Source organism: Streptomyces sp. CA-146814, from assembly GCF_050942385.1.
GTDB lineage: Bacteria > Actinomycetota > Actinomycetes > Streptomycetales > Streptomycetaceae > Streptomyces.
The window spans coordinates 1,015,819-1,040,399 of record NZ_CP192068.1; the positions used below are offsets into that span (position 1 = coordinate 1,015,819).

The following is a 24,581-nucleotide window of genomic DNA, read 5'->3' on the forward strand; positions in this document are numbered from 1 at the left end:
CGGTTTCGGCCCGCATGGCACATGCACTAGTTGAAAATGCGACGTGGTCCGCTCCGATGGCGCGCCTGCCCGTACTTACACAGACCAAACGGAAGTGTGTTCCAGGTCACTACAGGCGTACGCCCCGGTCACCGGGAGCCATCGACGGCGACTGTCAGTGGCGTGGGGCATCATCGGTTGAGTGACGCGACGCCTGATGCTCCTCGACACCGCTTCTCTCTACTTCCGCGCCTACTTCGGCGTCCCCGACTCGGTGCGCGCGCCGGACGGGACGCCGGTCAACGCCGCGCGCGGCCTCCTCGACTTCATCGCCCGCCTGGTGCAGGACCACCGGCCGGACGAGCTGGTCGCCTGCTGGGACAACGACTGGCGCCCGCAGTGGCGGGTGGACCTGATCCCGACGTACAAGGCGCACCGGGTGGCCGAGGAGACGCCGGCCGGGCAGACCGACGAGGAGGAGGTCCCCGACACCCTCTCGCCGCAGGTCCCGATCATCGAGGACGTGCTGGCCGCGCTGGGGATCGCCCGGGTCGGCGTCACGCCCTACGAGGCGGACGACGTGATCGGCACGCTCACCGCCCGGGCGACCGGGCCGGTGGACATCGTGACGGGCGACCGCGACCTCTATCAGCTGGTCGACGACGCCCGGCAGGTGCGGGTGCTCTATCCCCTCAGGGGCGTCGGCATACTCCAGCTGACCGACGAGGCGTGGCTCCGCGAGAAGTACGGGGTGGACGGGCCGGGCTATGTGGACCTGGCCCTCCTCCGCGGCGACCCGAGCGACGGGCTCCCGGGCGTGCCCGGCATCGGCGAGAAGACGGCGGCCAAGCTGCTGGACGCGTACGGGGACCTGGCCGGGATCATGGCGGCGGTGGACGACCCCCAGGCGAAGCTCACCCCCTCGCAGCGCAAGCGGCTGAACGAGGCGCGGGACTACGTGGCGGTCGCGCCGAAGGTCGTGCGGGTGGCCCAGGACGTGCCGCTGCCCGACTTCGACCCGGCACTGCCCCGCGAGCCGCGCGACCCGGCCGCACTGGAAGCGCTTGCCGAGCAGTGGGGGCTGGGCGGGGCGCTTCAGCGGCTCCTCACCACACTCCGGGCCTGAGGTGTTAACTTAGGCATACCTAAGTCATCGGGGCCGGAAGTGTCCGGCCCCGTGCGCCGATACGTATGCCGTGCGCGCCCGTCCACCGACGAGCGGGCCCGTACGTCACAATCCAGGGAGTACCTCGTGGCAGAGCGGCCGGCCCGGCAAGGACCCAAGGCCCAGGGGGCGCAGGTCGTGCGCACCGAGCAGATCACCCCGCACATGGTGCGTGTGGTCCTCGGCGGCGAGGGGCTCGCCGACTTCTCCCTCGAGGGCTTCACCGACCACTACATCAAGCTGTGCTTCGCGCCCGAGGGCGCCGACTACGCGCACCCGTTCGACATCGCCGCCATCCGCGAGAGCCACCCGCGCGAGCTGTGGCCCACGACCCGTACGTACACGATCCGCTCGTGGGACCCGGTCGCCCGGGAGATGGCGGTCGACTTCGTCGTCCACGGCGACGAGGGCCTCGCGGGCCCGTGGGCGCAGCGCGCCCAGGTCGGCGAGCAGGTCACCTTCCTCGGCCCCGGCGGCGGTTACGGACCGCAGGCCTCGGCCGGCTGGCACCTCCTGGCCGGCGACGAGAGCGCGCTGCCGGCGATCGCCGCGTCGCTGGAGCAGATGTCGGCGGGCGCCCTGGTGCACGCCTTCGTCGAGGTGCCGGACGCCTCCGAGGAGCAGAAGATCGTGACGCCCGACGGCGTGGAGGTGACCTGGCTGCACCGCGGCGACCGGCCCGTCGGCGAGCTGGTGACCGCGGCCGTGAAGGGGCTGGACTTCCCGGAGGGCGAGATCCAGGCGTTCGTGCACGGCGAGGCGGGCTTCGTGAAGGAGATCCGCCGCTACCTGCGCGTGGAGCGGCAGATCCCGCTCACCCAGCTGTCGATCTCCGGCTACTGGCGCCTCGGCCAGAACGACGACGCCTGGCGCGCGGTCAAGCGCGAGTGGAACGAGCAGGTGGAGCGCGAGCAGGAGGGCCCGGCAGCGGCCGCGTAGGCCCCGCGTCCGCAGGCGTCCCGGACTTCGCCCACCGTCGGTCCCGGCGGTGGGCGAAGTCCGTACGTCACCGGATGAGCGAGCGCGGCTGAATCGCGCCGCTGCGTCGCACGGCCGGACGGGACAGATTCTGGAAAGATCGCGGGCACTGGACCAATCCGCACGGCCGTCGGCTCCGAACCATTCCCGGAAGCGATGACGTCCCGGGAGGAAACCCGCGTGAACCAAGCCGTACAGATGAGCGGGGTGCCCTCGCCGGAGCCTGACTTGCAGGAGCTCCTGGTGCGGGTCGCGCGCGGGGACCAGGACGCGTTCGCCAAGGTGTACGACGCGGTCTCCGGGCCCGTGCTCGGCCTCGTACGCAGTGTGCTCCGCGATCCGGCCCAGTCGGAGGAGGTCGCCCAGGAGGTGCTGGTGGAGGTGTGGCGTACCGCCCCCCGCTTCCAGGCCTCCCGGGGCAGCGCGATGAACTGGGTGCTGACCCTGGCGCACCACCGGGCCGTCGACCGGGTCCGCTCGGCCGAGGCGTCGGCGGCGCGCGAGCACAAGGCGGCGCTCCTGGACCGGACGCCCGCCTTCGACGAGGTCTCCGAACAGGTGGAGACACGGCTGGAGAGAGAGCAGGTACGCCGCTGTCTGCGGACGCTGTCCGAACTCCAGCGCCAGTCCGTCACCCTGGCCTACTACCAGGGCCTGACTTACCGTGAGGTGGCAGAGCTCCTCACTGTGCCGCTGGGCACCATCAAGACACGACTCCGCGACGGCCTCATCCGGCTGCGCGACTGCCTGGGGGTGAGCGCATGACCACGGCCGATCTGCACACGTTGACCGGGGCCTATGCCCTGCATGCGCTGCCGGAGGACGAGCGCCGCGAGTTCGAACGGCATCTCGGCGACTGCGAGGCCTGCACCCAGGAGGTGCGGGAGCTGTCGGCCACGGCCGCCCGGCTCGGGCTCGCCGTCGCCGAGTCCCCGCCGCGCGAGCTGCGCGCGAGGGTGCTGGCGGAGATCACGACCGTACGCCAGGAGACGCCGTCGCACGGCAGGCCGGGACGGACGGGCGGCGGTGGCCGCACCGGCCGCTGGTCGGCCTTCGCGCTCGCCGCCTGCATCGCGGCGGCGGCCGCCTTCGGCGGAGTGGCGGTGTGGCAGAACCAGGTGGCGCAGGACGCCCGCCAGGAGGCGAACCGGGCCCACCAGCAGAACGAGCAGCTGGCCCAGGTGCTCTCCGCGCCGGACGCGAAGACCAGCTCCGGCGAGCTGACCGGCGGCGCGCGCGGCACGGTCGTCGTCTCGCAGCAGGAGAACCGGGCGGTCTTCCTGGCTTCCGGGATGGAGCGGCCGCCGAGCGGCAAGGTGTACCAGATCTGGTTCAACGACGAGGGCACCATGCGCTCGGCCGGTCTGATGGACCCTTCGGCGAGCGATGACGCGGTGCTGCTGGACGGGCCCGTGGACCGGGCGACGGGGATGGGCATCACGGTCGAGCCGACGGGCGGATCGGCCGAGCCGACCTCCGACCCGGTGGCGCTGATGGACTTCCCGGCCGCCTGACCTCTCATCTGCCCCCGTCTGCAAGGAGCATGCGTTCCATGAACGTCGCGGTGGTGCTGTTCACCTCCGATCTGCGTCTGCACGACAACCCGGTACTGCGTTCCGCCCTGCGGGACGCGGACCGGGTCGTCCCGCTCTTCGTCCGGGACGACGCCGTCCACCGGGCCGGGTTCGACGCCCCCAACCGGCTCGCGTTCCTCGCCGACTGCCTGGCGGACCTGGATGCCGGGCTACGGAAACGGGGCGGCCGGCTCGTCGTCCGTACGGGCTCGGTGGCCAAGGAGGTGCGCCGGCTGGTCGAGGAGACCGGGGCCGGGGCGGTGCACATGGCCGCCGGGGTGAGCGGGTACGCGGCACGGCGTGAGGAGCAGCTGCGTACCGCCCTGGCGGACAGCGGCTGTGAGCTGCGCATCCATGACGCGGTGGTCACCGCGCTCGCTCCGGGCCGGGTGGTCCCGGCGGGCAAGGACCACTTCGCGGTGTTCACCCCGTACTTCCGCCGTTGGGAGGCGGCGGGGGTACGGGGCACACTGAGCGCGCCCCGCACGGTCCGGCTGCCGGACGGCGGTCTCTCCTCGGACGACCTGCCGGACCGGGACCAGGTCGAGGGCGTCTCGCCCGGTCTCGCGGACGGCGGCGAGCAGGCGGGCCGGAAACTGGTGACGTCCTGGCTCAACGGCGACCTGGCCGACTACGCGGACGGCCACGACGACCTCGCCGGCGACGCCACCTCCCGGCTCTCGCCGCACCTCCACTTCGGTACGGTCTCCGCCGCCGAACTGGCCACCCGCGCGCAGGAGAAGGGCGGTCCCGGCGGCGAGGCGTTCGTCCGGCAGCTGGCCTGGCGCGACTTCCACCACCAGGTCCTGGCGGGCCGCCACGACGCCTCCTGGTCCGACTACCGGCCGCGCCGGGACCGCTGGCGCTCGGACGAGGACGAGATCACCGCCTGGAAGACCGGGCACACCGGCTATCCGGTGGTGGACGCGGCGATGCGGCAGCTGGTGCACGAGGGATGGATGCACAACCGGGGCCGGCTGCTGGCCGCGAGCTTCCTCACCAAGACGCTGTACGTGGACTGGCGCGTCGGCGCACGGCACTTCCTGGAGCTGCTGGTGGACGGCGACATCGCCAACAACCAGCTCAATTGGCAGTGGGTCGCGGGCACCGGCACCGACACCCGGCCCAACCGGGTCCTCAACCCGGTGACCCAGGCGAAGCGCTACGACCCGCGCGGCGATTACGTACGCCGGTGGGTTCCGGAGCTGGCGGAGGTGAAGGGGTCCGCCGTCCACGAGCCGTGGAAGGTGGACGGGCTGGACTATCCGGCGCCGGTGGTCGACCTCGGCGAGGCGCGGGCGCGGTTCGAGAAGGCGCGCGGACTGGACTGAGAAACCGGTCGGGGCCCGTACACGAGGTGTGTACGGGCCCCGGCACGTTTCAGCCGCGCTTGGGCGGTCGCGGGAAGAAGGCGCTGGTGCGGGCCTGGTACGCGGCGTATCCAGGGCGGTCGGCCATATGGCGTTCCAGCAGGGCCGCACCGCTCCCCTTGGTCAGCAGGAAGCTCATCACCAGCGGGGCGACGACGGTCGCGGCGGCGGCGCCCGGCGCCTGGCAGACGAAGAGGAACAGGCCCCACCAGACGCAGAAATCACCGAAGTAGTTCGGGTGCCGGGTCCACGACCACAGCCCCCGGTCCATGATCTTCCCCTTGTTGGCGGGGTCGGCCTTGAACCGGGCGAGCTGGTGGTCGCCGACCGCCTCGAAGACCAGCCCGACCGCCCACAGCACCGCTCCCGCCCAAGCCCACCACACCAGCGGCCCGGTCAGGTAGTGCGCGGCCTGGACCGGCAGCGAGACCAGCCAGACCAGCGCGCCCTGGAGGAGGTAGACCTTGCGCAGCGCGTAGAGCTGCGGGTTGCCGGGTGCCTTGGCGAGCATCTTCTCGTAGCGCGGGTCCTCGCCGTGGCCGCGTCCGCGCCGCCCGATATGGACGGCGAGCCGCAGCCCCCAGACCACGGTCAGCACGGTCACCACCAGCCGCCGCGTGTCATCGCCGTCACCGGCCGAGAGGCCGTACGAGACGAGGGCGACGGCGGCGAAGCCGATGCCCCACGCCACGTCGACGATGCGGTGGACGCCCATCTTCAGCGCGACGGCGAAGGTGACCAGCATGACGACGAGGGCGGCGCCGGCCGCGCCCGCGAGCCCGCCCGCGAACCCGGACCAGTCGAAGCCGCTCACCGGTCCGCCTCGGAGGCCCCGTGCCACTCACGCCGGGTCGCCGGCATCGCGGCCTTCCCCGCCCGGTCGGGCCGTACGCACAGGATCTGGTCGACGCCCATGCGCCGCTCCTCGAACGCGAGCGCGCCGCCGACGAGGTAGAGCCGCCAGACGCGCGCGGTCTCCTCCCCCACGAGCGCCGTGAACTCCGTCCACCGCTCCTCCAGGGTCCGCCGCCAGGCGTCCACCGTCAGGACGTAGTGCTCGCGCAGGGCTTCCACGTCCCGCACTTCGAGCCCGGCGCCCTCCAGCAGGCCGACGGTCTCGCCGACCGGCCGCATGTGCATGTCCGGAGCGATGTACGACTCGATGAACGCGCCACCGCCGGGCGCGTCGGCGCCGCGCGACATCTGCTGGACCAGCACCCGGCCCTGCGGCCGCAGGGAGTCGTGCAGGATGCGGGTGAAGGCCGGGTACTCGGCGTCCCCGACGTGCTCACCCATCTCGATCGTGGAGACGGCGTCGTACGCGCCCCGGGTCTCCGGCCGCTCCGCGATGTCCCGGTAGTCGATGTTGAGGACCTCGACCAGCTCCTCCAGCCCGCGCTCGGCCACCTGTCCGCGTACGTACGCGGCCTGTTCGGCGGCGAGCGTGACGGCGGTGACCCGGACACCGTGGTGCTGGGCCGCGTGCAGGGTCAGCGAGCCCCAGCCGCAGCCGATGTCCAGCAGGCGCGCGCCGGGCGGCAGTCCGAGCTTGCGGCAGATCAGCTCCAGCTTGTCGCGCTGCGCGTCGGCCGGTCCGTAGCCGGAGGCGTCGCTGGTCCAGTAGCCGCAGGAGTACGCCATGGTCTCGTCGAGGAGCAGCGCGTAGAAGGCGTTGGACAGGTCGTAGTGGTGGCTGATCGCCGCCCGGTCCCGGGCCTTGCTGTGCAGCGCCCCGCGCAGCCCGGCCCGGGCCGCCGGGACCGGCGGACGCGGTCCGACGGCGCCGAGGCGCAGCGCGGTGCCCGCCGCTCTGAGGCGGTCGGCGAGACCGGGCGCGGGCGGGGTGAGGCCGCGTTCGGCGACCGCCCGGCGCATGGTGCGCAGCCCGTCGGCGAGGTCTTCGTCGAGGTCGATCTCGCCGGTGATGTACGCCTCCGCCAGGCCGAGTTCGCCCGGCTCCCAGAGCAGGCGGCGCAGCGCGCGCCGGGAACGTACGTGGACCGTGGGTGCGTCCTCGGGTCCGGCCTCGCTGCCGTCCCACATCCGGACCCGGACCGGCAGCCCGCCGCCGAGCAGCCGCTCGGCCAGGGGTTCCAGGCGCTGGGCGGCGCCGGTGGGGGTGGCGCGGCGGACAGTCGGCTTCGCAGGCGGCCGGTTGGCGGTGGTGGTCACGGGGTCTCCTGCTGGGTCGGTTCACGGGTCAGGAGCAGTTGCTGCACATCGAGATAGCCGGAGCGGAAGCCCGCCTCCGAGTAGGCCAGGTAGAAGGTCCACATACGCCGGAAGACGGCGTCGAAGCCGAGGGCGTCGACCTCGGCGGAGCGCTCGGTGAACCGTTCGCGCCACAGGCGCAATGTCTCCGCGTAGTGCGCGCCGAAACCGGTGCGCCGCACGGTCCGCAGCCGGGTGTGCTCGGTGGTGATCCGCTCGATCGCCTCGGTGGAGGGCAGCAGTCCGCCCGGGAAGATGTACTTGTGGATCCAGGTGTACGTGGAGCGGCTGGCGCGCAGCCGGTCGTCCGGCATGGTGATGGCCTGGAGCGCGACCCGGCCGCCGGGCGCGAGCAGCCGGTCCAGGGTCTCGAAGTAGACCGGCCAGAACTCCTCGCCGACCGCCTCGATCATCTCGACGCTGACGATGGCGTCGTACTCACCGGTGACCTGGCGGTAGTCGCAGAGCCGGACCTCGACCCGGTCCTCGAACCCGGCCTCGCGGATGCGCGTACGGGCCAGTTCGCGCTGCTCCTCGGAGAGCGTGACGGAGACGACCCGCGCGCCTCGGGCGGCCGCCCGCAGGGCCAACTCGCCCCAGCCGGTGCCGATCTCCAGGAGCCGGGTCTCCTCGCCGACGCCGGCGGCGTCCAGCAGGAGGTCGATCTTGCGGTGCTGGGCGGCGGGCAGCAGCGCGTGCTCGGCCGGGAAGGTGCGGAAGACGGCGGAGGAGTAGGAGAGCGTCTCGTCCAGGAAGAGGGCGAAGAGGTCGTTGGAGAGGTCGTAGTGGTGGCTGATGTTGTCCCGTGAGCCCTCGGGCGTGTTCAGCTGGGCGGAGGGCTTGCGCAACGCCCAGAGGGAGCGCAGCCGTTGCAGCGGTGCCGGGATCAGCTCCGCCGCGTTGTCGGCGAGGACGGTGAGGACGGCGACGAGGTCCGGCGCGTCCCACTCGCCGGCCATGTAGGACTCGCCGAAGCCGATGAGCCCGCTCGCGCCGATCCGCCGGAAGAAGGCGTCGGGGTCGCGGATGTCCATCAGCGGCCCGCCGAGGCCGATGTCGTCCCGGCCCGCGAGCCGGACGCGCAGCGGGAGGCCGGCGAGCGCGCGGCGGACGATGCGTTCCGCAAGGGCGGTCCGGGCGCGGGAGGCGCGGGGGCGGGCGACGACGTCGGGCCAGCGCTCGGGGTCGGCGGCGGGCTGCTGCCGGTCCGCCGGCCGGTGGTCGTGGCCCCTCTGCGCGGGGACGGGCGCTGCCGGGTCGGGGGTCCGGTCTGCCGGCAGCTGATGGGTGGGCGCGGTCACTGCATGCCTTCCTGTGGGCGGTGGTGGGGGCGGGGCTGCACGGGGAGGCCGCGCAGATAGAGCCGGATGCCGTGCAGCCGGATGGCGAGGGAGACGGCGACGGTGGAGAGCGGGTGGCGCAGGGCGAGGCGGGCCAGCGCCTTCGGGGTGGCCCGGCGGCGGGTGCCCCGTACGGTCGCGGTGAACGGACGGCCGCCCTCGCGCTCCAGATGGACGGTCAGGTCGAGCCGCTCGCCGGGTTCGGGCAGCCGCATCCGGTAGCCGCCGTCGACGGCGAAGAACGGCGAGACGTAGAACTCCTTGCCGACCGTGGCCCGGTGCTCGCCGTCCGGGTGCAGCAGATAGCCGTGGCGTTCGCCGTACGTGTTGTGCACCTCGGCCACGACACAGAGCGGGGAGCCGTCGGCGCGGCGGCACCAGTAGACGGTGAGCGGGTTGAAGACATGGCCGAGGACGCGGGCCTGGGTGAGCATGGTGACGGTGGAGTCGGCGAGGTCCACACCACGGGCTTCGAGAAACCGGCTCAGGCCGGCCCGGATGGTGGGGGCGGTGCCGCCGAAGTGGTCGCGGGGATCGAACCGGGCCAGCGGCCGCAGGACGCGCGGCAGCCGGGGCGGGGCGTCCGGGTCGATGAGCCACAGGTAGGTCCGGTGCCGGAGCGCGTACCTGCTGGGCCTGGTCCGTACGTGCGTGATGGCGCACGGGTACAGGGCAGCCGCGCTCACCACGTCACCCCCAGCGCCGCGGCGGCCTCGACGCCGGACCGGCAGCCGTCCTCGTGGAAGCCCCACCCGTGGTACGCCCCGGCGAAGGCGGTGACGGCCCCGGAGAGAGCGGGCAGCCGGGCCTGGGCCGAGACGGATTCCGGGGTGTAGACGGGGTGTTCGTAGACCATGCGGGCGCGTACGGCATCGGGGGCGACCCGGTCGGAGCCGTTCAGTGTGACGACGAAGGTCTCGGGCGCGTCGAGCCGCTGGAGCCGGTTCATGTCGTAGCTGACGGTGACCCGGTCGGCGTCGGCGGCACAGGAGGGCATCAGGTAGTTCCAGGAGGCCCTGGCGCCTCGGCTGCGGGGCAGCAGCGTGGTGTCGGTGTGCAGGAGCGTGGCGTTGCGGGAGTAGGTGAAGGCGCCGAGCGTCTCGCGTTCGGCGTCGGTCGGATCGGCCAGCAGCCGGAGCGCCTGGTCGGGGTGGGTGGCGATGACGACGGCGTCGTACGGGGTGGTGGTGCCGTCCTCGGTGGTGAGCTCGACGCCGTCCGCGTGGCGGGTGATGGCCCGGACCGGGGTGGCGGTGTGGACGGCGGTGAGCTGTTTGACGACGCGTTCGACGTAGGCGCCGGAGCCGCCGGTGACGGTCCGCCAGACCGGCGAGTCGCCGATGGTGAGCATGCCGTGGTGGGCCAGGAACGCGAAGAGGTAGCGGGCCGGATAGCGCAGGGCGGTGACCGGGTCGCAGGACCAGACGGCGGAGACCATGGGCGTGAGGAAGTGCGCGCGGAAGTACGGCGAGAAGCGGCCGCGCCGGGCGAACTCCCCGAGCGTCATGTCGGTGGCCGGGCTCTCCGGCAGCTCCAGCAGCGCGCGGGCGGCGCGGTGGAAGCGGGTCACCTCGACGAGCATCCGCAGGTACGGGCCCCGCACCGCCGAGCGCGGCTGGGCGAAGAGTCCGACGGGCCCGCGGGCACCGGCGTACTCCAGGCCGCACCCTTCACACCGTACGGACATCGACATCTCGGACTCCTGGGTGGCGACGCCCAGTTCGTCGAAGAGCCGCAGGAGGTGCGGGTAGGTCCGCCGGTTGTGCACGATGAAGCCGGAGTCGACGCGGTGCACCCGGCCGTCGGACGCGCCCAGCTCGTGCGTGTGGGCGTGGCCGCCGACGCGGTCGTCCGCCTCGTACAGCGTGACGTCGTGCGCCTCGCGCAGAACATGGGCGGCGGTCAGCCCCGCGACCCCGCTCCCCACCACGGCTGTCCGCCGCCGCTCCCGTGCCATCCCGGTCTCCCTCCGGCCCTGCCTGCTGCGCTGTTCGGAGCAGTACGGAGACGCTCCTCAGCACTCCATTCGTCGCAGGTGGCCGGAAGGATTGGTCGATGATCGGAAGTACCTCGATCGAGTGAATACCCACGTCGGACCAATCCGCGGCGAGCCGGGCGCCGAATCCCTTACGTGAGAGCAGATCGGAACACTTCGCGGACGGACGGGGCCCTCGGGTCCCGGCGGTCCCGCCCGGCGTGCGCCTTGTCCGCCACGCCCGGCGGCCGGGCCACCGGGCCCGGAGCCCGGTGCGCCGCCCCCTCGTCCGCCGCGCCCCACGTGCACCGGCCGGCGCCGGTCACCGCGGCGGGCGGGGTGGGCCGGCGGCCCGTCGCGTCGGCGGTTCCAATCTGCGGTGCGGTCGGCGGCGGCAGCACCGCCCGGACGGCCGGGGAGCCGTTCGTGCGGTGCGCCGCCACCGGTCGGGGAGGCCGGGCCGGCCGCAGGAGCGAGGCGGCTCCTGGTCGGACGGCCGGCTCCGGCACCAGGTCCGTCTCCCGCGGCTGGGAGACGGACCACGGTACGCCGGAGGCCGCCCCGCACCGCCAAGCACCTCCACCTCTCCCCTTCCCCCACCCCTGAGCACCGCTCATCTCTCCCCCGCTCAGCACCTTCGATCTCCAGGAGACACACCATGAACGCCCTCCGCTTCCGCCGCACCGCCGTCGCCGTGGCCACCGCCGCCGTACTGCCGCTGGCCCTCACCGCCTGCTCCTCCGACGACTCCTCCAAGGACTCGGCTTCCGGCTCCACCCCCAGCGCGGCCGCGTCGACGAGCGCCTCCGCCGACGACTCCATGAACACCGACAAGCCGTTCGGTCCGGGCTGTGCGTCGGTGCCGCAGGACGGCGCGGGCTCGTTCGACGGCATGGCCAAGGACCCGGTCGCGACGGCCGCCTCGAACAACCCGGAGCTGTCGACGCTGGTGGCCGCCGTGAAGCAGGCCGGCCTGGTCGACACGCTGAACAACGCCGAGAACATCACGGTCTTCGCCCCGACGAACGACGCGTTCGCCAAGATCCCGAAGGCCGACCTGGACGCGCTGCTGGCCAACAAGGCCGAGCTCACCAAGGTCCTCACCTACCACGTGGTGGGCCAGAAGCTGACGCCGCAGCAGCTGGAGAACGGCTCCTTCGACACGCTGGAGAAGAGCAAGCTGACGACGGCCGGCTCGGGCACGGAGTACACCGTGAACGACGCCTCGAAGGTCGTCTGCGGCAACGTCCCGACCGCCAACGCGACGGTGTACATCGTCGACTCGGTCCTGATGCCGCCGAAGTAGTCACCTCGGTGTGAGGGGCGGTGTGCCGCAGGAAATCGCGGCACACCGCCCTTCGCCGTCCCCTAGCCTGGCCGGATGATCCCTCCGCACATACCGTCCCGGGCCGACCGGGTGGCCGGGGCCGTCGTCGGCTCCGCCGCCGGTGACGCGCTCGGCGCTCCCTTCGAGTTCGGCCCGGCCGGGGTGTTCTCCGCCCGCTTCACCGATGGCGTCGGCACGCTGTGCGGAGGCGGCGGCTGGGATCCGGGCGAGGCGACGGACGACACGCAGATGGCGGTGCTGGTCGGCGAATCGCTGCTGGAGCGGGGCGGCCTGGACCTGCCGGACATGTTCGACCGGTTCCGGCGATGGGCGGCGGGCGAGCCGAAGGACATCGGGCTCCAGACCGAGGACGTACTGACCAACGGCGAACCGTGGGACCTGGCCGCGGCGCTGCACTTCCAGGTCAACGGGCGGGCCGCGGGCAACGGTTCACTGATGCGGGCCACGACGTCGGCGGTCCACTTCGCCGCCGCCGGACGTACGGCGACCATGGAGGCGGCCCGCCGGATCGCGGCCCTGACCCACGGCGACCGCGCGGCCTGGGAGGGCACCGCCGTCTTCCACGAACTGGTCCGGGTGGCCCTGGCCGGGGACGACCCGCTCGCCGCCGTCCCGGACACCCTGGCCGAGGTACCCGCGGACCACCGGCCACGATGGGCAGCAGTCCTCGCCCCCGACTGGCACCCCGCCCTGGCAACCGAGTTCAACGGCGCGGTCTGGCCCTGCCTGGGCACCGCGCTCTGGGCCCTGCGCACGACGGACACGTTCGAGGCCGCACTGGCCGCCGCCGTGGACGTGGGCGGGGACACCGACACCGTCGCCGCGGTGACGGGCGGCCTGGCCGGCGCGGTGTACGGCATCGACGCCGTCCCGGCCCGCTGGACCGAGCTCCTGCACGTGCCGCTGCCGGGGTTCGAGGGGCGGGTGCTGCGCGCACCGGACCTTCTCGCCCTCGCCGAAAGCCTGGACAGCCAGCCATTCAGGACTACACATAAGGCGCAGATAAGAGCAAACTAGACAGATGGGTGCCTGGCGCACACTCCACACGGCGTCGGGGCCCGCAGGAGCGAAGGAGACGAAATCTCATGAGCAACGTCTCGGATGCCAGGAGTGACCTCAGGGGTGACATATCAGGCCACCCCGACGCCCCCGAAATGCGCGCACGGTACGACAAGATGATGGGCGGCCGCGATGTGGCCCTGGTGGACGCGCCGGTGTTCCTCGTCGGCCTCTACTGCGCCGTCTCCCCGTGGGTGCTCCACTTCACGGCCGGCCAGCCCGCCCTGGTGACGCACAACCTCGTGATGGGTATCGCCATCGCCGTCCTGGCCCTCGGCTTCACCGCGATGCCCGAGCGGATGTACGGCCTGAGCTGGGCGATGTGCGCGATCGGTGCGTGGATCATCGTGTCGACCTGGGTGGTCGGGAGCAGCCCGGACGCCGGAGTGGTCATCAACAACATCATCGTCGGCGGCCTGACGGTGCTGCTGGGCATGGTCTGCGCCGGAGCGGCGATGAGGAGCCGCAGCACCTGACGGCTCGCGGCATTCTCAGCCCCTCCCACCTCGCCACCTCAGCCCCTCCGCCCCGCCTCCCCAGCCCCTCCGGCGTTTGAGGAGCGGGGTCCGGGGCGGAGCCCCGGTTTCGGGGACGGGGCGGGGAGGGGAACAGGCTGGCCGCAGGCGCCCACACCCCCACCCCCACCCGCCCCGCACGCTCACCCACCCCCACCGGTGTCAGCCGAGAGAGCTGTAGGCCACAACCCCCCGCAACACCGCATCAACCGCCTTCCGAGCATTACGGGCCACCGAGCTCGCCCCCGCACTCCCCTCCCGAGGAGCCGCCGCAGCCACCTGCCCCAGCACATCGATCACCTGCTTGCACCACCGGACGAAGTCCCCCGCCGGCATCTCCGCCTCGCGCAGCACCTCGTCCAGCGTGCGGCCGGAGGCCCACATGTAGACCGCCCAGGCGAAGCCGAGATCGGGCTCGCGCTGTCCGACCCCCTCCGTCTGGTTGATCTTGAAGTCCTCCTCCAGCGCGTCCAGCCGCCCCCAGATCCGCACCATCTCGCCCATGGCGATCTTCGCGGGCCCGGCCGGCAGCTTCGGCGCGACCGCGTCGTCCGCCTGCCGTGCCTCGTACACGAGCGCCGAGACACACGCGGCCAGCTCAGCGGGGTTGAGCCCTTCCCAGACCCCGTCCCGCAGACACTCACTGGCCAGCAGGTCCAGCTCTCCGTACAGCCGGGCCAGCCGCCGGCCGTTCTCCGTGACCTCGTTGCCCCGGAGGTAGTCCATCTCGGTCAGGAGCGCGACGATCCGGTCGAAGGTCCGGGCGATCGTGTTCGTCCGCCCCTCGATCCGCTGCTCCAGCTGCCGCGTGTCCCGCTGCAGCCGGTGGTAGCGCTCGGCCCACCGCGCGTGGTCCTCCCGCTCGTCGCACCCGTGGCACGGGTGGGCGCGCAGCTCGGTCCGCAGCCGGGCGATCTCGCGGTCGTCGGCGGCCGGCGCCCGGCCCTTACGGTGCCGGTCCGGCACGATGTGCCCGGCCTTCGTCCGCAGCGCGGAGGCCAGATCGCGCCGGGACTGCGGCGAGCGCGGGTTGAACGACTTCGGCACGCGCATCCGGTCCAGCGCCTCCACCGGCACCGGGAAGTCCATCGCGGCCAGCCGCTTGACCTGCCGTTCGACGGTCAGCACCAGCGGCCGAGGCCCGTCGTGGTGGTCGAACCCGCGGTGCCCGTTGGCCCGTCCGGCGGGCAGCCCCGGATCCAGCACCAGCGCGAGACCGGCGAACTTGCCCGTCGGCACATGGATGACATCGCCCGGCTTCAGCTTCTCCAGCGAGGAGGCCGCCGACGCACGCCGCTGTGCCGCACCCTGCTTGGCGAGCTCCGTCTCCCGGTCCTTGAGGTCGCGGCGCAGCCGCGCGTACTCCTCGAAGTCACCGAGGTGGCAGGTCATGCCCTCCTTGTAGCCCTCCAGCCCCTCCTCGTTGCGCTGCACCTGCCGCGAGATCCCGACCACCGACTTGTCGGCCTGGAACTGGGCGAACGAGGTCTCCAGCAGCTCCCGCGACTTGTGCCGCCCGAACTGCTGCACCAGGTTGACCGCCATGTTGTACGACGGCCGGAAGCTGGAGCGCAGCGGATACGTACGCGTGCCCGCGAGGCCGGCCAGCGCCGTCGGGTCCATGCCGCGCTGCCAGAGGACCACCGCGTGGCCCTCGACGTCGATGCCACGGCGTCCGGCGCGGCCGGTGAGCTGGGTGTACTCGCCGGGGGTGATGTCGGCGTGCTGCTCGCCGTTCCACTTGACGAGCTTCTCCAGCACCACCGAGCGCGCGGGCATGTTGATGCCGAGCGCCAGGGTCTCGGTGGCGAAGACCGCCTTCACCAGCCCTCGTACGAACAGCTCCTCGACGACCTCCTTGAACGTCGGCAGCATGCCCGCGTGGTGCGCGGCGATGCCCCGCTCAAGCCCTTCGAGCCACTCGTAGTACCCGAGGACGTGCAGGTCCTCGCCGGGGATGGAGGCGGTCCGCTCCTCGACGATCTCGCGCACGAGGCGCCGCTTGTCCTCGTCGTTGAGCCGGAGCCCGGCATACATGCACTGCTGTACGGCGGCCTCGCAGCCGGCCCGGCTGAAGATGAAGGTGATCGCGGGCAGCAGGCCCTCGTTGTCCAGCCGCTCGATGACCTCGGGCCGGCCGGGCGTCCAGATCCGGCTGCGCTGGCGCCGCTCGCGCTCGCGGTCGGCCTCGCGGACCATCTTGCCGCGGCGGCGGTCGCGCGGGTTGTAGGTGTTCTGGTTCTCCTGGCGGGCGAGGCGGACCAGGTCCGGGTTGACCTCACGGCGTCCGGCGCCGCGGCCGCCGTGGTCGGTGGCCTCCTCGAAGAGGTCGTACATCTTGCGTCCGGCCATGACGTGCTGCCAGAGCGGCACCGGCCGGTGCTCGGAGACGATCACCTCGGTGGAGCCGCGCACGGTGTCCAGCCAGTCGCCGAACTCCTCCGCGTTGGAGACGGTCGCCGACAGCGAGACCAGCGTCACCGACTCCGGGAGGTGGATGATCACTTCCTCCCACACCGCGCCCCGGAAGCGGTCGGAGAGGTAGTGCACCTCGTCCATGACGACGTAACCGAGGCCGGAGAGCGACTGCGAGCCCGCGTACAGCATGTTCCGCAGGACCTCGGTGGTCATCACGACCACCGGCGCCTCGGAGTTGACGCTGTTGTCGCCGGTCAGGAGGCCGACCTTGTCCGCGCCGTACCGCTTGGCCAGATCGGCGTACTTCTGGTTGGAGAGCGCCTTGATCGGCGTGGTGTAGAAGCATTTGCGGCCCTGCTCCAGGGCCAGGTGCACGGCGAACTCGCCGACGATCGTCTTGCCCGACCCCGTCGGGGCCGCGACCAGCACCCCCTTGCCCGCCTCAAGGGCCTGGCAGGCCTCGATCTGGAACGGGTCCAGCCCGAACTCGTACATCTCCCGGAAGGGCCCGAGGGCCGTCGCCATCTCGGCCGCACGGGCGCGGGATGCCTGGTATCGCTCAGCTGGTGAGAGGTCCTCTGTCATCTTGCGTACGAGCCTACCCGTCACCTCCGACAGTCAGCCCGATCTTTAAATCCCCTTGATCCGTCACCCCGCCAGCACCCGCACCGCCCCCGGCACACAGGTCGCCGTGAGCGGCAGCGCGCCCATCGGTTCACCGTCCGCGTACGCCGTGACACCGGCCGCCGCCAGCTCGATCGCGGCGACCCGGTGCACGGTGACGGCCGGGTGGTCCAGGTGCGTGCCCTTGTAGACCTTCGGGAACACCTTGAGGAGCGTGGCGCGGGAGCACTCCCCCACCACGGTCACATCGAAGAGCCCGTCGTCCATCGCGGCCTCGGCGCAGATCCGCATGCCGCCGCCGTACGTCGTCCCGTTGCCCACCGCGATCAGCGTCGCCTCGATCTCGCGGACCTCGCCGTCGTCGAGCCGGACGCGGTACGGGATCGGCTGGAAGGCGGCCAGTTCGGCAAGGATCGCGAGGTCGTACTTGAACCGGCCGCCGACGAAGCGCATCCGGTTGCCCCGGTCGTTGACCCGCGAGTCGAACCCGGAGGCGAGCACCGTCCCGAACCACCGCTCACCGACCCGCCCGAGGTCGATGTCCCGGTGACCGCCCTCCTTGAGCATCCGCGCGGCCAGCGCACCGGCGGCGGCCGGATCGCGTATCGGCAGGCCGAGCGCGCGGGCGAAGTCGTTCCCGGTCCCGACGGCGACGACACCGAGCGGCGTGCCCGTTCCCGCGACGGCCTGGAGGGCGAGGGACGTCAGCCCGTCCCCGCCCACGGCTATCAGCGCCCCGGTCCCCGCCGCCACGGCCTCGCGCGCCCGGCGCAGGGCGTCGTCGGCGTCCTCACCGAGGACCGTACGGACGGAGAATCCGGCGTCCCGCAACGCGGAAGCGGCCGGCTGCGCGGCGTGCGCGCCCCGGCCGCGTCCTGCGGTGGGATTGACGAAGAGGGTGATCTCGCTGGTCACCCGCCGGACCCTACAAGGTCAGGTGATGTCGTCGTAACCGTTGAGCCGCTGCGAACGTGAGCCGTCCGCCTCGCCGGACGCCTGCTCCGGCAGCGCTCTGCGCGGGGCCGCCACGGGCTCGATCCCGCCGACCGGCTCCGGGGTCAGGTTCAGCTTGGACGCCTCGTCGTCGCTCAGCTCGGCGTCGGGGTTCTTGCGCCGGCGCCGCTTGTCGTTCAGCAGGGAGAAGCCGACGGCGATGAAGTAGAGCACCGCGAGCGGACCGGCCAGCAGGAGCATCGAGATGGGCTCGCCACCGGGGGTGGCGATGGCCGCGAAGGCGGTGAGGCCGACGATCATGCCGCGCCACCAGCGCAGCATCCGGACGCCCGTGAGAATCCCGGTCATGTTGAGGGCAATGAGCAGCAGCGGCAGCTCGAAGGCGAGACCGAAGACGATCACCATGCGAGTGATCAGGTCGAGGAAGTCGTCGAGCGGCAGGAGGTTCGTGACGTTGTCCGGCGTGAAGCCGAGCATGATCTCGGCCGTCTGCGGCAGGATCGTGTACGCGAGGTAGGCGCCTGCGGTGAAGAGCGGAACCCCTGCGGCCACAAAACCCAGGGAGTACCGCTTCTCTTTCTGGTGGAGGCCGGGAGCGACGAAGGCCCAGAGCTGGTACAGCCAGACGGGCGTGGCGAGGAGAACGCCCGCCATGAGGGAGACTTTCAGCGCGATGGTGAACGGTGACAACAGACCGTTGGTGGTCATCTCCGCGCACGGGCGGCCGTTGACCATCGTCTGTACGCCGTTCTTGCAGCCGACCGAGTCGAGGATCGGCTTCATCAGGAACTCGAAGATCTCCTTGTGGAAGAAGGCGGCCCCGATGACGGCGATCAGGATCGCCAGCACGGCCTTCAGCAGCCGGTTACGCAGCTCACGCAGGTGATCGAGGAGGGGCATCCGCCCCTCGTCGTCCTTCTCCTGCTTGCGGGCAGACTTGAGCAACCCACTTCCCTCGTCTCGTGCGGCGGCTGTCGGCGGAGCGCGTCAGCGGTCAGCTCTGGGTGGTGGGCTTGGGCTCGTTGACCGGACGGGAACTGGTGACGTCACCCGGGGCGGCCTGGATGGTACGGGCGGTGGTGGACTGCGGCGGGGCCGGGTCCGCGACGGTCTCCGTCGTGGGCGTGGCGGTCGCCGCGTCGTCCTTCTTCATCGCCTTGGCCTCGCTCTTGAGGATGCGGGCCGACTTGCCGAGCGAACGCGCCATGTCGGGAAGCTTCTTGGCACCGAAGAGCAGCAGGATGACAGCGATGATCAGAACGATCTCGAGGGGCTTCAGATTGCCGATCATGTGCGACTTCCTTCTCACTGAGGCGGCTGGAGGGTGGGCTCGCTACCCGTTCGACCGGGCATACGTCCGATCGTTGCGCTTGGCAGCGATCGTAACCCGCAGGGGTAAACGCGAGGCAATGCCCGTGCGTACTGCGGCTTGCGGCCCGCACCTCCCTGCCTGGGCCGACCCTTGCAGCGTACCCCTCGGTGCTGTGGAACAGCAGGCCGCAGGCTCGTCAGCGCAGGCTGTCGCCGGTGGCCGCGAGGCGGGTCGCCGCGCGTTCGAGGTCCTCGGAGGCCTGGTTGATCCGCTCGGTGGTGTCGGCGACCTGACGGCCGAGGCGCTGCGTCTCGACGAAGACCTTGATGCCGAGTACGCCGAGGACGGCGACCCCGAGGAATCCCAGGGCGATGGCGAGCATGGGCCAGAACATGCGGCGGTGCCTCTTCCTACGGAGCGGGGGTGTTACGGAGCGGCGTGCAGGCGCAGGGTCCGCACGCCGCCGCCGGTGAGCAGTTCGATGATGCGCTCTCCGGCGGGCTTGCGGACGGCGGCGGCGCACTCCGGGCAGGTGAAGGTGTAGAAGGTGGTGCGGCTGGTGGCGCCGATCGCCAGCCGCAGCGCGCCCGCCGCGAGCTCGAAGCGCCCGCGGCAGCCGGGACAGGCGGCCCGGAACCGTACGGCGGCGGGCACGGGAACCGGGACGGGCCCGGTGCGGACGGCAGCCGGGTTGGTGCCGTGGGCCGGACCGGAGCCGCCGGACGGTTCGGTGCCGTCGGACGGTTCGGTGCCGTCGGACGGTTCGGTGCGGACGGCCGTCGGGCCGGTGGCGGCGACCGGTATGAGGTACGTCGGGTTCATCTCGTATCCGTTCCGGGCCCCGCTCAGACCGCGTCGTACGCGGCGAGCGCCTCGCGGGCCGCCGTCCGGGCGCTCTCGGCGAGCTCCGGCGGGGCGACGATGCGGCCCTCGCCGCCGAGGCGCAGCGCGAGGCGGCGCAGCGAGGCCGGGTCCGGGGTGCGCAGGGTGATGCGGAGTCCGCCGTCAGGCAGCTCCTCGGCGGAGTCGTGCGGGTAGTACTCGGCGACCCAGCGGCCGCCGGTGCCGACCTCGATGACGACCTCGGGGTCCTCGGCCGCGGGCTGGACCAGCCCTTCGGAGAGGTCCCGCAGCTCCAGCTCGGGCGGTGCGGCGGGGGCGTCGAGGAGGCGGATCTCGGCGACCCGGTCCAGGCGGAAGGTCCGGCGGGCCTCGGAGAGCCGGCACCAGCCCTCCATATAGGTGTGGCCGACGGCGAAGAGCCGGATCGGGTCGACCTCGCGCTCGGTGAGCTCGTCGCGGGCGGGCGAGTAGTAGCGCAGCCAGAGGCGGCGGCGCTCGGAGATGGCCCGGTCGACATCGGCGAAGACGCCGCCCTCGGACTCGAAGGTGACCGAGAGCCGGGAGCTGGCGGCCCCGGACTCGCCGGCGGCCGTCTCCAGCTTGGCGGTGGCCCGGAGCAGGGCCTCCCGGTCGCTCTCGCGCAGTCCGGGCAGGGTGGCGACGGCACGCGCGGCGACAAGGAGCGCGGTGGCCTCGTCGGCGGCGAGCCGGAGCGGCTCGGCGACGTCGTCCGGGTTGTGCCACCAGATCCGGTCGCCGTCGGTGTCGATGTCGAGGAGGTCGCCGCCGCGGAAACTGGTGCCGCACATGGGCAGCACGTCGAGGTCCGAGATCAGCTCGTCCTCGGTGATGCCGAAGGCCCGGGCCACGTCCTGAACGTGGGCGCCGGGGCGCTCGCGGAGGTACGTCACCAGGGAGAGCATCCGGCGGGTCTGGTCGATCGCGTTCGTGGCCATCGGTACGTTCCCCTAGTCCTTGGCCACGGCTCGGAGCCGGTCCACCACATCGGCCCGCAGATCGGCGGGTTCCTCCACGACGACGTCCGGCCCGAACTCGACGAGCCAGGCATCGAGCCCGTGTCCGTACGGAATCTCCAGCTCGTCCCAGCCGTCGCCGCGCTCATGGACGGATATCGCCCGCGAACGCAGCGGGTAGCCCGATCCGGCGCGGAGCCTGATCCTGGCCGTACGGGTGGCGGTCTCGCCGGCCCAGCTCTCGACGGTCTCGCGGACCGTGACGACGTCGGGCACCTCGGCGGTGAAGGCTCCGGCACGGGAGCGGACCTTGCCGGTGATGCGGGAGAGCCGGAAGACGCGTTCGGCGCCGCGGCCCCGGTCCCAGCCCGCGAGGTACCAGTGGCCGCGCCAGCACTCCAGGGTCCAGGGTTCGACCTGGCGCTGCACCGGGGCGGCGGAGTTGGCCTTGCGGTAGTCGAAGGTGACCGGGCGGCGGTCGCGGCAGGCGAGCATCAGGGGCTCGAAGGCCGCCTCGTGGACGGGGATACGGGGTTCGAGGGCGCTGTGCACCTCGTACGCGTCCTCCGCCTCGGGCATGCCAGCCGCGCGCAGCTTCTGCAGGGCGCCGCTGGCGGCTCCGGCGAGGCGGGCCTGCTGCCAGACCTTGGCGGCGAGCCCGAGGGCGGCGGCCTCCTCGGCATCCAGGGTGATGGGGGGCAGCCGGTTGCTGTCGCGGCGGGCCAAGTAGCCGGTGTCGCCGTCGAGGTTCTCGACGGTCTCGATGACGAGGCCGAGCTCGCGCAGATCGTCCTTGTCGCGCTCGAACATCCGGTTGAAGGAGTCGTCGGAGCCCGCTTCGAGGTAGGCCTCGATGGAGCCGCGCAGCTCGCGCTTGCTGAGCGGGCGCCGGGTCCCCAGCAGGCACAGCGCGAGGTTCATCAACCGCTCGGCCTTGGCAATCGCCATCGACGCCCTTTCTCTTGTGCTCTACGACCGTCGACCGTACCGCCCCGGGGTGTCGGGACCAAAGCGGGACCGTGGACCGGACAGCGGTGAGGGCCCCCACCGGTGCGGTGGGGGCCCTCACTCACGCGGGTCCGGACCGGATCAGACCGCGACCAGGTCGCAGACGAAGATCAGCGTCTCGCCGGGGGCGATCGCGCTGCCCGCGCCACGGTCGCCGTACGCGAGGTGCGCGGGGATGGTCAGCTGGCGGCGGCCGCCGACCTTCATGCCCTGCACGCCCTGGTCCCAGCCGGAGATGACCTGGCCGACGCCGAGCTGGAAGGCCAGCGGCGTACCGCGGTTCCAGGAGGCGTCGAACTCCTCGCCGGTGGAGAAGGCCACACCCACGTAGTGGACCTGGACCCGGTCGCCGGCCTTGGCGACGGGGCCGTCGCCCTCCCAGATGTCCTTGATCTCCAGGTCGGCCGGCGGCTCGCCACCCGGGAAGTCGATCTCGGGCTTCTCGATGCTCACTGAACTGCTCCTCAAAATGATGAACTGGGCAACCGGGACAGTCTTACACCTTGGCGAGGATGTCCACGGCGAAGACCAGCGTGGAGTTCTTCGGGATCGCCTGCTGCTGCTGGTCGCCGAAGGCCTGGTCCGGCGGGATGACGAGAAGCACGCGGCTGCCGACCTTCTTGTCGATCAGACCGGCCTTCAGCCCCTTGAGGGTGACCTGCGACAGCGGGAAGGTCTGGGTCTTGCCGGTGGAGTAGGTGTTGTCGAACTCCTTGGCGCCCTTCCAGATCATGCCGACGTAGTTCACCACGACGCTGTCGGACTCCTTGACGGCCTCGCCGTCGGACTCCAGGACGTAGTTGGAGACGAGCTTCGTCGGCGGGTCGCCCTTGGGGATGGTGACCGTCGGGGCCTTGCCGTCGGTCTTCACACCGACCTTGGGCAGGTCGGTGTTGTCCTGGGCGACCTCGGTGCCCTTGGCCGAGGCCGGGATCTGGGTGGCCTTCAGGATGTCGACGACGAAGACGAGGGTGGCGTTCGGCTTGATGTCACCCTGGCCCTGCTCGCCGTAGCCGAGCTCCGGCGGGATGACCAGCTGGACGCGGCTGCCGACCTTCTGGCCGACGAGGCCCTTGTCCCAGCCCTGGATGACCATGCCCGCACCCAGCGTCAGGTCGAAGGGCTGCTTGCGGTCGAAGCTGTTGTCGAACGGCTTGTCGGAGTCCCACGACTGACCGAGGTAGTTGACCTGGATCGCGTCGCCGTTCTTGAGCTTCGCGCCGTCACCCTCGCTGACGACCTCGGTCTTCAGCTCCTTGGGCGGGTCTCCCTTGCCCTTGGAGAGGGTGGGCTTCTCGCCGAACTTCGCGCCTGCGGTGATCGCGGGCACGCCGTTCTTGGACGAGGCGGAGTCGGAGGCCTTGTCGTCGCTGCCGCAGGCCACTGCCGACAGCAGCAGGAGGGGGGCGACGAGAAGGCCGGCAATTCGGCGCACTGGTTCCTCAGATCTCAGGGGGCACTGTGGTTAGTCCGAACCACTCTAGGCCGTGAAAAGGGCCCCGTACGAGGAACGTACGGGGCCCTGTCACGCCACGGCCTGCCGAGGGGCGCCCCGGCCGCCCGCTCACATGCCCGCGATCAGCTTCTCCACGCGCTCGTCCACGGAACGGAACGGATCCTTGCAGAGCACCGTGCGCTGCGCCTGGTCGTTGAGCTTGAGGTGGACCCAGTCGACGGTGAAGTCCCGCCGCTGCTCCTGGGCCCGGCGGATGAAGTCGCCGCGCAGCCTCGCCCGGGTGGTCTGCGGGGGCACCGTCTTGCCCTCGAAGATCTTCAGGTCGTTGCAGATGCGGGCGGTCTGGCCCTTCTTCTCCAGGAGGTAGAAGAGACCGCGGCGGCGGTGGATGTCGTGGTAGGCGAGGTCTATCTGGGCGACCCGCGGATTCGACATGGTCATGTTGTGCTTGGCCCGGTACCGCTCGATGAGCTTGTACTTCATGACCCAGTCGATCTCGGTGTCGATCCGGTCGAGGTCCTCGGCCTCGACGGCGTCGAGCGTGCGGCCCCACAGCTCCAGGACCTGGTCGACGGTGCCGGTGCGGATGCCCCGGCGCTCGACGAAGTCCACGGCCTTCTCGTAGTACTCCCGCTGGACCTCGATGGCGGAGGCCTCGCGGCCGCTGGCCAGGCGCACCTTGCGCCGGCCGGTGAGGTCGTGGCTGACCTCGCGGATGGCCCGGATCGGGTTCTCCAGGGTCAGGTCGCGCATCACCGTGCCCGCCTCGATCATGCGGAGCACCAGGTCGGTGGCGCCGACCTTGAGCAGCATGGTCGTCTCGGACATGTTCGAGTCACCGACGATGACGTGGAGGCGGCGGTACCGCTCGGCGTCGGCGTGCGGTTCGTCGCGGGTGTTGATGATCGGCCGGGAGCGGGTGGTCGCGGAGCTGACGCCCTCCCAGATGTGCTCGGCGCGCTGGCTGACGCAGTAGACGGCGCCGCGCGGCGTCTGGAGCACCTTGCCCGCGCCGCAGATGAGCTGGCGGGTGACGAGGAAGGGGATGAGGATGTCCGCGAGCCGGGAGAATTCTCCGTGCCGGGCGACGAGGTAGTTCTCGTGGCACCCGTAGGAGTTTCCCGCCGAGTCGGTGTTGTTCTTGAAGAGATAGACGTCGCCCGCGATTCCCTCCTCGTGCAGGCGGCGTTCGGCGTCGACGAGCAGGCCTTCGAGAATGCGCTCGCCCGCTTTGTCGTGCGTGACCAGTTCGGTCACGTTGTCGCATTCGGGGGTTGCATATTCCGGATGCGATCCCACGTCGAGGTAGAGGCGGGCGCCGTTCCGCAGGAAGACATTGCTGCTGCGGCCCCATGACACAACACGGCGGAAGAGGTAGCGCGCCACTTCGTCAGGTGACAGTCGGCGCTGTCCCCTGAACGTGCACGTGACGCCGTACTCGTTCTCCAGCCCGAAAATGCGGCGGTCCATGACTGAAC

At 71.6% G+C, this 24,581-nt stretch carries 24 protein-coding genes; 8 read left to right on the forward strand and 16 right to left on the reverse strand.

All coding sequences use genetic code 11. From position 1 onward, the window contains the following. The first annotated feature begins 196 nt into the window (after positions 1-196). From ACQP09_RS04460 to ACQP09_RS04480, 5 genes are all read left to right on the forward strand, one after another. Positions 197-1,105 (forward strand): 5'-3' exonuclease, encoded by a 909-nt coding sequence (locus ACQP09_RS04460; RefSeq protein ID WP_433406486.1) that lies wholly within the window; start codon positions 197-199, stop codon positions 1,103-1,105. 126 nt (positions 1,106-1,231) lie between these two features. Then, complete coding sequence (locus tag ACQP09_RS04465; protein WP_433396159.1) at positions 1,232-2,083, forward strand: siderophore-interacting protein; 852 nt, start codon at positions 1,232-1,234, stop codon at positions 2,081-2,083. 195 nt (positions 2,084-2,278) lie between these two features. Beyond that, positions 2,279-2,887, forward strand: coding sequence for a sigma-70 family RNA polymerase sigma factor (locus ACQP09_RS04470; protein WP_432147763.1), 609 nt, complete (start codon positions 2,279-2,281; stop codon positions 2,885-2,887). After that, positions 2,884-3,636, forward strand: coding sequence for an anti-sigma factor (locus tag ACQP09_RS04475; protein ID WP_433396162.1), 753 nt, complete (start codon positions 2,884-2,886; stop codon positions 3,634-3,636). Before ACQP09_RS04470 ends, ACQP09_RS04475 begins: the two co-directional genes overlap by 4 nt. A gap of 38 nt (positions 3,637-3,674) precedes the next feature. Further along, entirely contained in the window at positions 3,675-5,027 is a 1,353-nt protein-coding gene (locus ACQP09_RS04480) for a cryptochrome/photolyase family protein (RefSeq protein WP_433406487.1), read from the forward strand. A gap of 49 nt (positions 5,028-5,076) precedes the next feature. On the opposite strand, the gene ACQP09_RS04485 is transcribed toward ACQP09_RS04480, so the two are convergent. Genes ACQP09_RS04485 through ACQP09_RS04505 form a run of 5 tightly spaced genes read right to left on the reverse strand, consistent with a single transcriptional unit; the run spans position 5,077 to position 10,574 of the window. Continuing rightward, the gene (locus tag ACQP09_RS04485) at positions 5,077-5,880 is read right to left on the reverse strand and encodes a DUF1295 domain-containing protein (RefSeq protein WP_433396163.1); all 804 of its coding nucleotides are present in this window, start codon (positions 5,878-5,880) and stop codon (positions 5,077-5,079) included. After that, positions 5,877-7,238: a class I SAM-dependent methyltransferase gene (locus ACQP09_RS04490; protein WP_433396165.1), complete on the reverse strand. Its 1,362-nt coding sequence runs from the start codon at positions 7,236-7,238 to the stop codon at positions 5,877-5,879. Before ACQP09_RS04490 ends, ACQP09_RS04485 begins: the two co-directional genes overlap by 4 nt. After that, a complete protein-coding gene (locus ACQP09_RS04495) occupies positions 7,235-8,578 on the reverse strand; it encodes a class I SAM-dependent methyltransferase (protein WP_433396167.1) in 1,344 nt (447 codons plus the stop codon). The genes ACQP09_RS04490 and ACQP09_RS04495 overlap by 4 nt, the downstream gene beginning before the upstream one ends. Further along, positions 8,575-9,303 carry a DUF1365 domain-containing protein gene (locus ACQP09_RS04500; RefSeq protein WP_404068129.1) on the reverse strand — a complete coding sequence of 243 codons (729 nt, stop codon included), beginning with the start codon at positions 9,301-9,303 and terminating at the stop codon, positions 8,575-8,577. The genes ACQP09_RS04495 and ACQP09_RS04500 overlap by 4 nt, the downstream gene beginning before the upstream one ends. After that, positions 9,300-10,574: an NAD(P)/FAD-dependent oxidoreductase gene (locus tag ACQP09_RS04505; RefSeq protein ID WP_433396169.1), complete on the reverse strand. Its 1,275-nt coding sequence runs from the start codon at positions 10,572-10,574 to the stop codon at positions 9,300-9,302. Before ACQP09_RS04505 ends, ACQP09_RS04500 begins: the two co-directional genes overlap by 4 nt. Before the next feature lie 676 nt (positions 10,575-11,250). Here ACQP09_RS04505 and ACQP09_RS04510 point away from each other — a divergent pair. From ACQP09_RS04510 to ACQP09_RS04520, 3 genes are all read left to right on the forward strand, one after another. Next, positions 11,251-11,898 carry a fasciclin domain-containing protein gene (locus ACQP09_RS04510; RefSeq protein ID WP_433396171.1) on the forward strand — a complete coding sequence of 216 codons (648 nt, stop codon included), beginning with the start codon at positions 11,251-11,253 and terminating at the stop codon, positions 11,896-11,898. 75 nt (positions 11,899-11,973) lie between these two features. Further along, positions 11,974-12,957, forward strand: coding sequence for an ADP-ribosylglycohydrolase family protein (locus ACQP09_RS04515; RefSeq protein ID WP_433396173.1), 984 nt, complete (start codon positions 11,974-11,976; stop codon positions 12,955-12,957). A gap of 68 nt (positions 12,958-13,025) precedes the next feature. After that, positions 13,026-13,475, forward strand: coding sequence for an SPW repeat protein (locus ACQP09_RS04520; protein WP_432147752.1), 450 nt, complete (start codon positions 13,026-13,028; stop codon positions 13,473-13,475). Positions 13,476-13,676: 201 nt separating this feature from the next. Here ACQP09_RS04520 and ACQP09_RS04525 read toward each other — a convergent pair whose 3' ends face one another. From ACQP09_RS04525 to pafA, 11 genes are all read right to left on the reverse strand, one after another. After that, positions 13,677-16,517: a DEAD/DEAH box helicase gene (locus ACQP09_RS04525; RefSeq protein ID WP_433396175.1), complete on the reverse strand. Its 2,841-nt coding sequence runs from the start codon at positions 16,515-16,517 to the stop codon at positions 13,677-13,679. 63 nt (positions 16,518-16,580) lie between these two features. Continuing rightward, entirely contained in the window at positions 16,581-17,471 is an 891-nt protein-coding gene (locus ACQP09_RS04530; RefSeq protein WP_433396177.1) for a diacylglycerol kinase, read from the reverse strand. Positions 17,472-17,489: 18 nt separating this feature from the next. Beyond that, positions 17,490-18,455: a twin-arginine translocase subunit TatC gene (gene tatC, locus ACQP09_RS04535; protein WP_433396178.1), complete on the reverse strand. Its 966-nt coding sequence runs from the start codon at positions 18,453-18,455 to the stop codon at positions 17,490-17,492. A gap of 49 nt (positions 18,456-18,504) precedes the next feature. After that, the gene (gene tatA, locus ACQP09_RS04540) at positions 18,505-18,801 is read right to left on the reverse strand and encodes a Sec-independent protein translocase subunit TatA (protein ID WP_015607501.1); all 297 of its coding nucleotides are present in this window, start codon (positions 18,799-18,801) and stop codon (positions 18,505-18,507) included. Positions 18,802-19,018: 217 nt separating this feature from the next. After that, entirely contained in the window at positions 19,019-19,216 is a 198-nt protein-coding gene (locus ACQP09_RS04545) for a hypothetical protein (protein WP_432147748.1), read from the reverse strand. 32 nt (positions 19,217-19,248) lie between these two features. Next, positions 19,249-19,476, reverse strand: coding sequence for a hypothetical protein (locus ACQP09_RS04550; protein WP_433406488.1), 228 nt, complete (start codon positions 19,474-19,476; stop codon positions 19,249-19,251). A 191-nt stretch (positions 19,477-19,667) separates the two neighbouring features. Continuing rightward, a complete protein-coding gene (locus ACQP09_RS04555) occupies positions 19,668-20,621 on the reverse strand; it encodes a helix-turn-helix transcriptional regulator (protein ID WP_356756272.1) in 954 nt (317 codons plus the stop codon). A 12-nt stretch (positions 20,622-20,633) separates the two neighbouring features. Continuing rightward, positions 20,634-21,587 carry a helix-turn-helix transcriptional regulator gene (locus ACQP09_RS04560; protein ID WP_015607505.1) on the reverse strand — a complete coding sequence of 318 codons (954 nt, stop codon included), beginning with the start codon at positions 21,585-21,587 and terminating at the stop codon, positions 20,634-20,636. Between the two features lie 141 nt (positions 21,588-21,728). Next, the gene (locus ACQP09_RS04565; protein ID WP_128850884.1) at positions 21,729-22,100 is read right to left on the reverse strand and encodes an FKBP-type peptidyl-prolyl cis-trans isomerase; all 372 of its coding nucleotides are present in this window, start codon (positions 22,098-22,100) and stop codon (positions 21,729-21,731) included. Positions 22,101-22,143: 43 nt separating this feature from the next. Beyond that, positions 22,144-23,082: an FKBP-type peptidyl-prolyl cis-trans isomerase gene (locus tag ACQP09_RS04570; RefSeq protein WP_432147746.1), complete on the reverse strand. Its 939-nt coding sequence runs from the start codon at positions 23,080-23,082 to the stop codon at positions 22,144-22,146. A 129-nt stretch (positions 23,083-23,211) separates the two neighbouring features. Continuing rightward, positions 23,212-24,573: a Pup--protein ligase gene (gene pafA, locus ACQP09_RS04575; RefSeq protein WP_432147745.1), complete on the reverse strand. Its 1,362-nt coding sequence runs from the start codon at positions 24,571-24,573 to the stop codon at positions 23,212-23,214. Between the last annotated feature and the right edge of the window lie 8 nt (positions 24,574-24,581).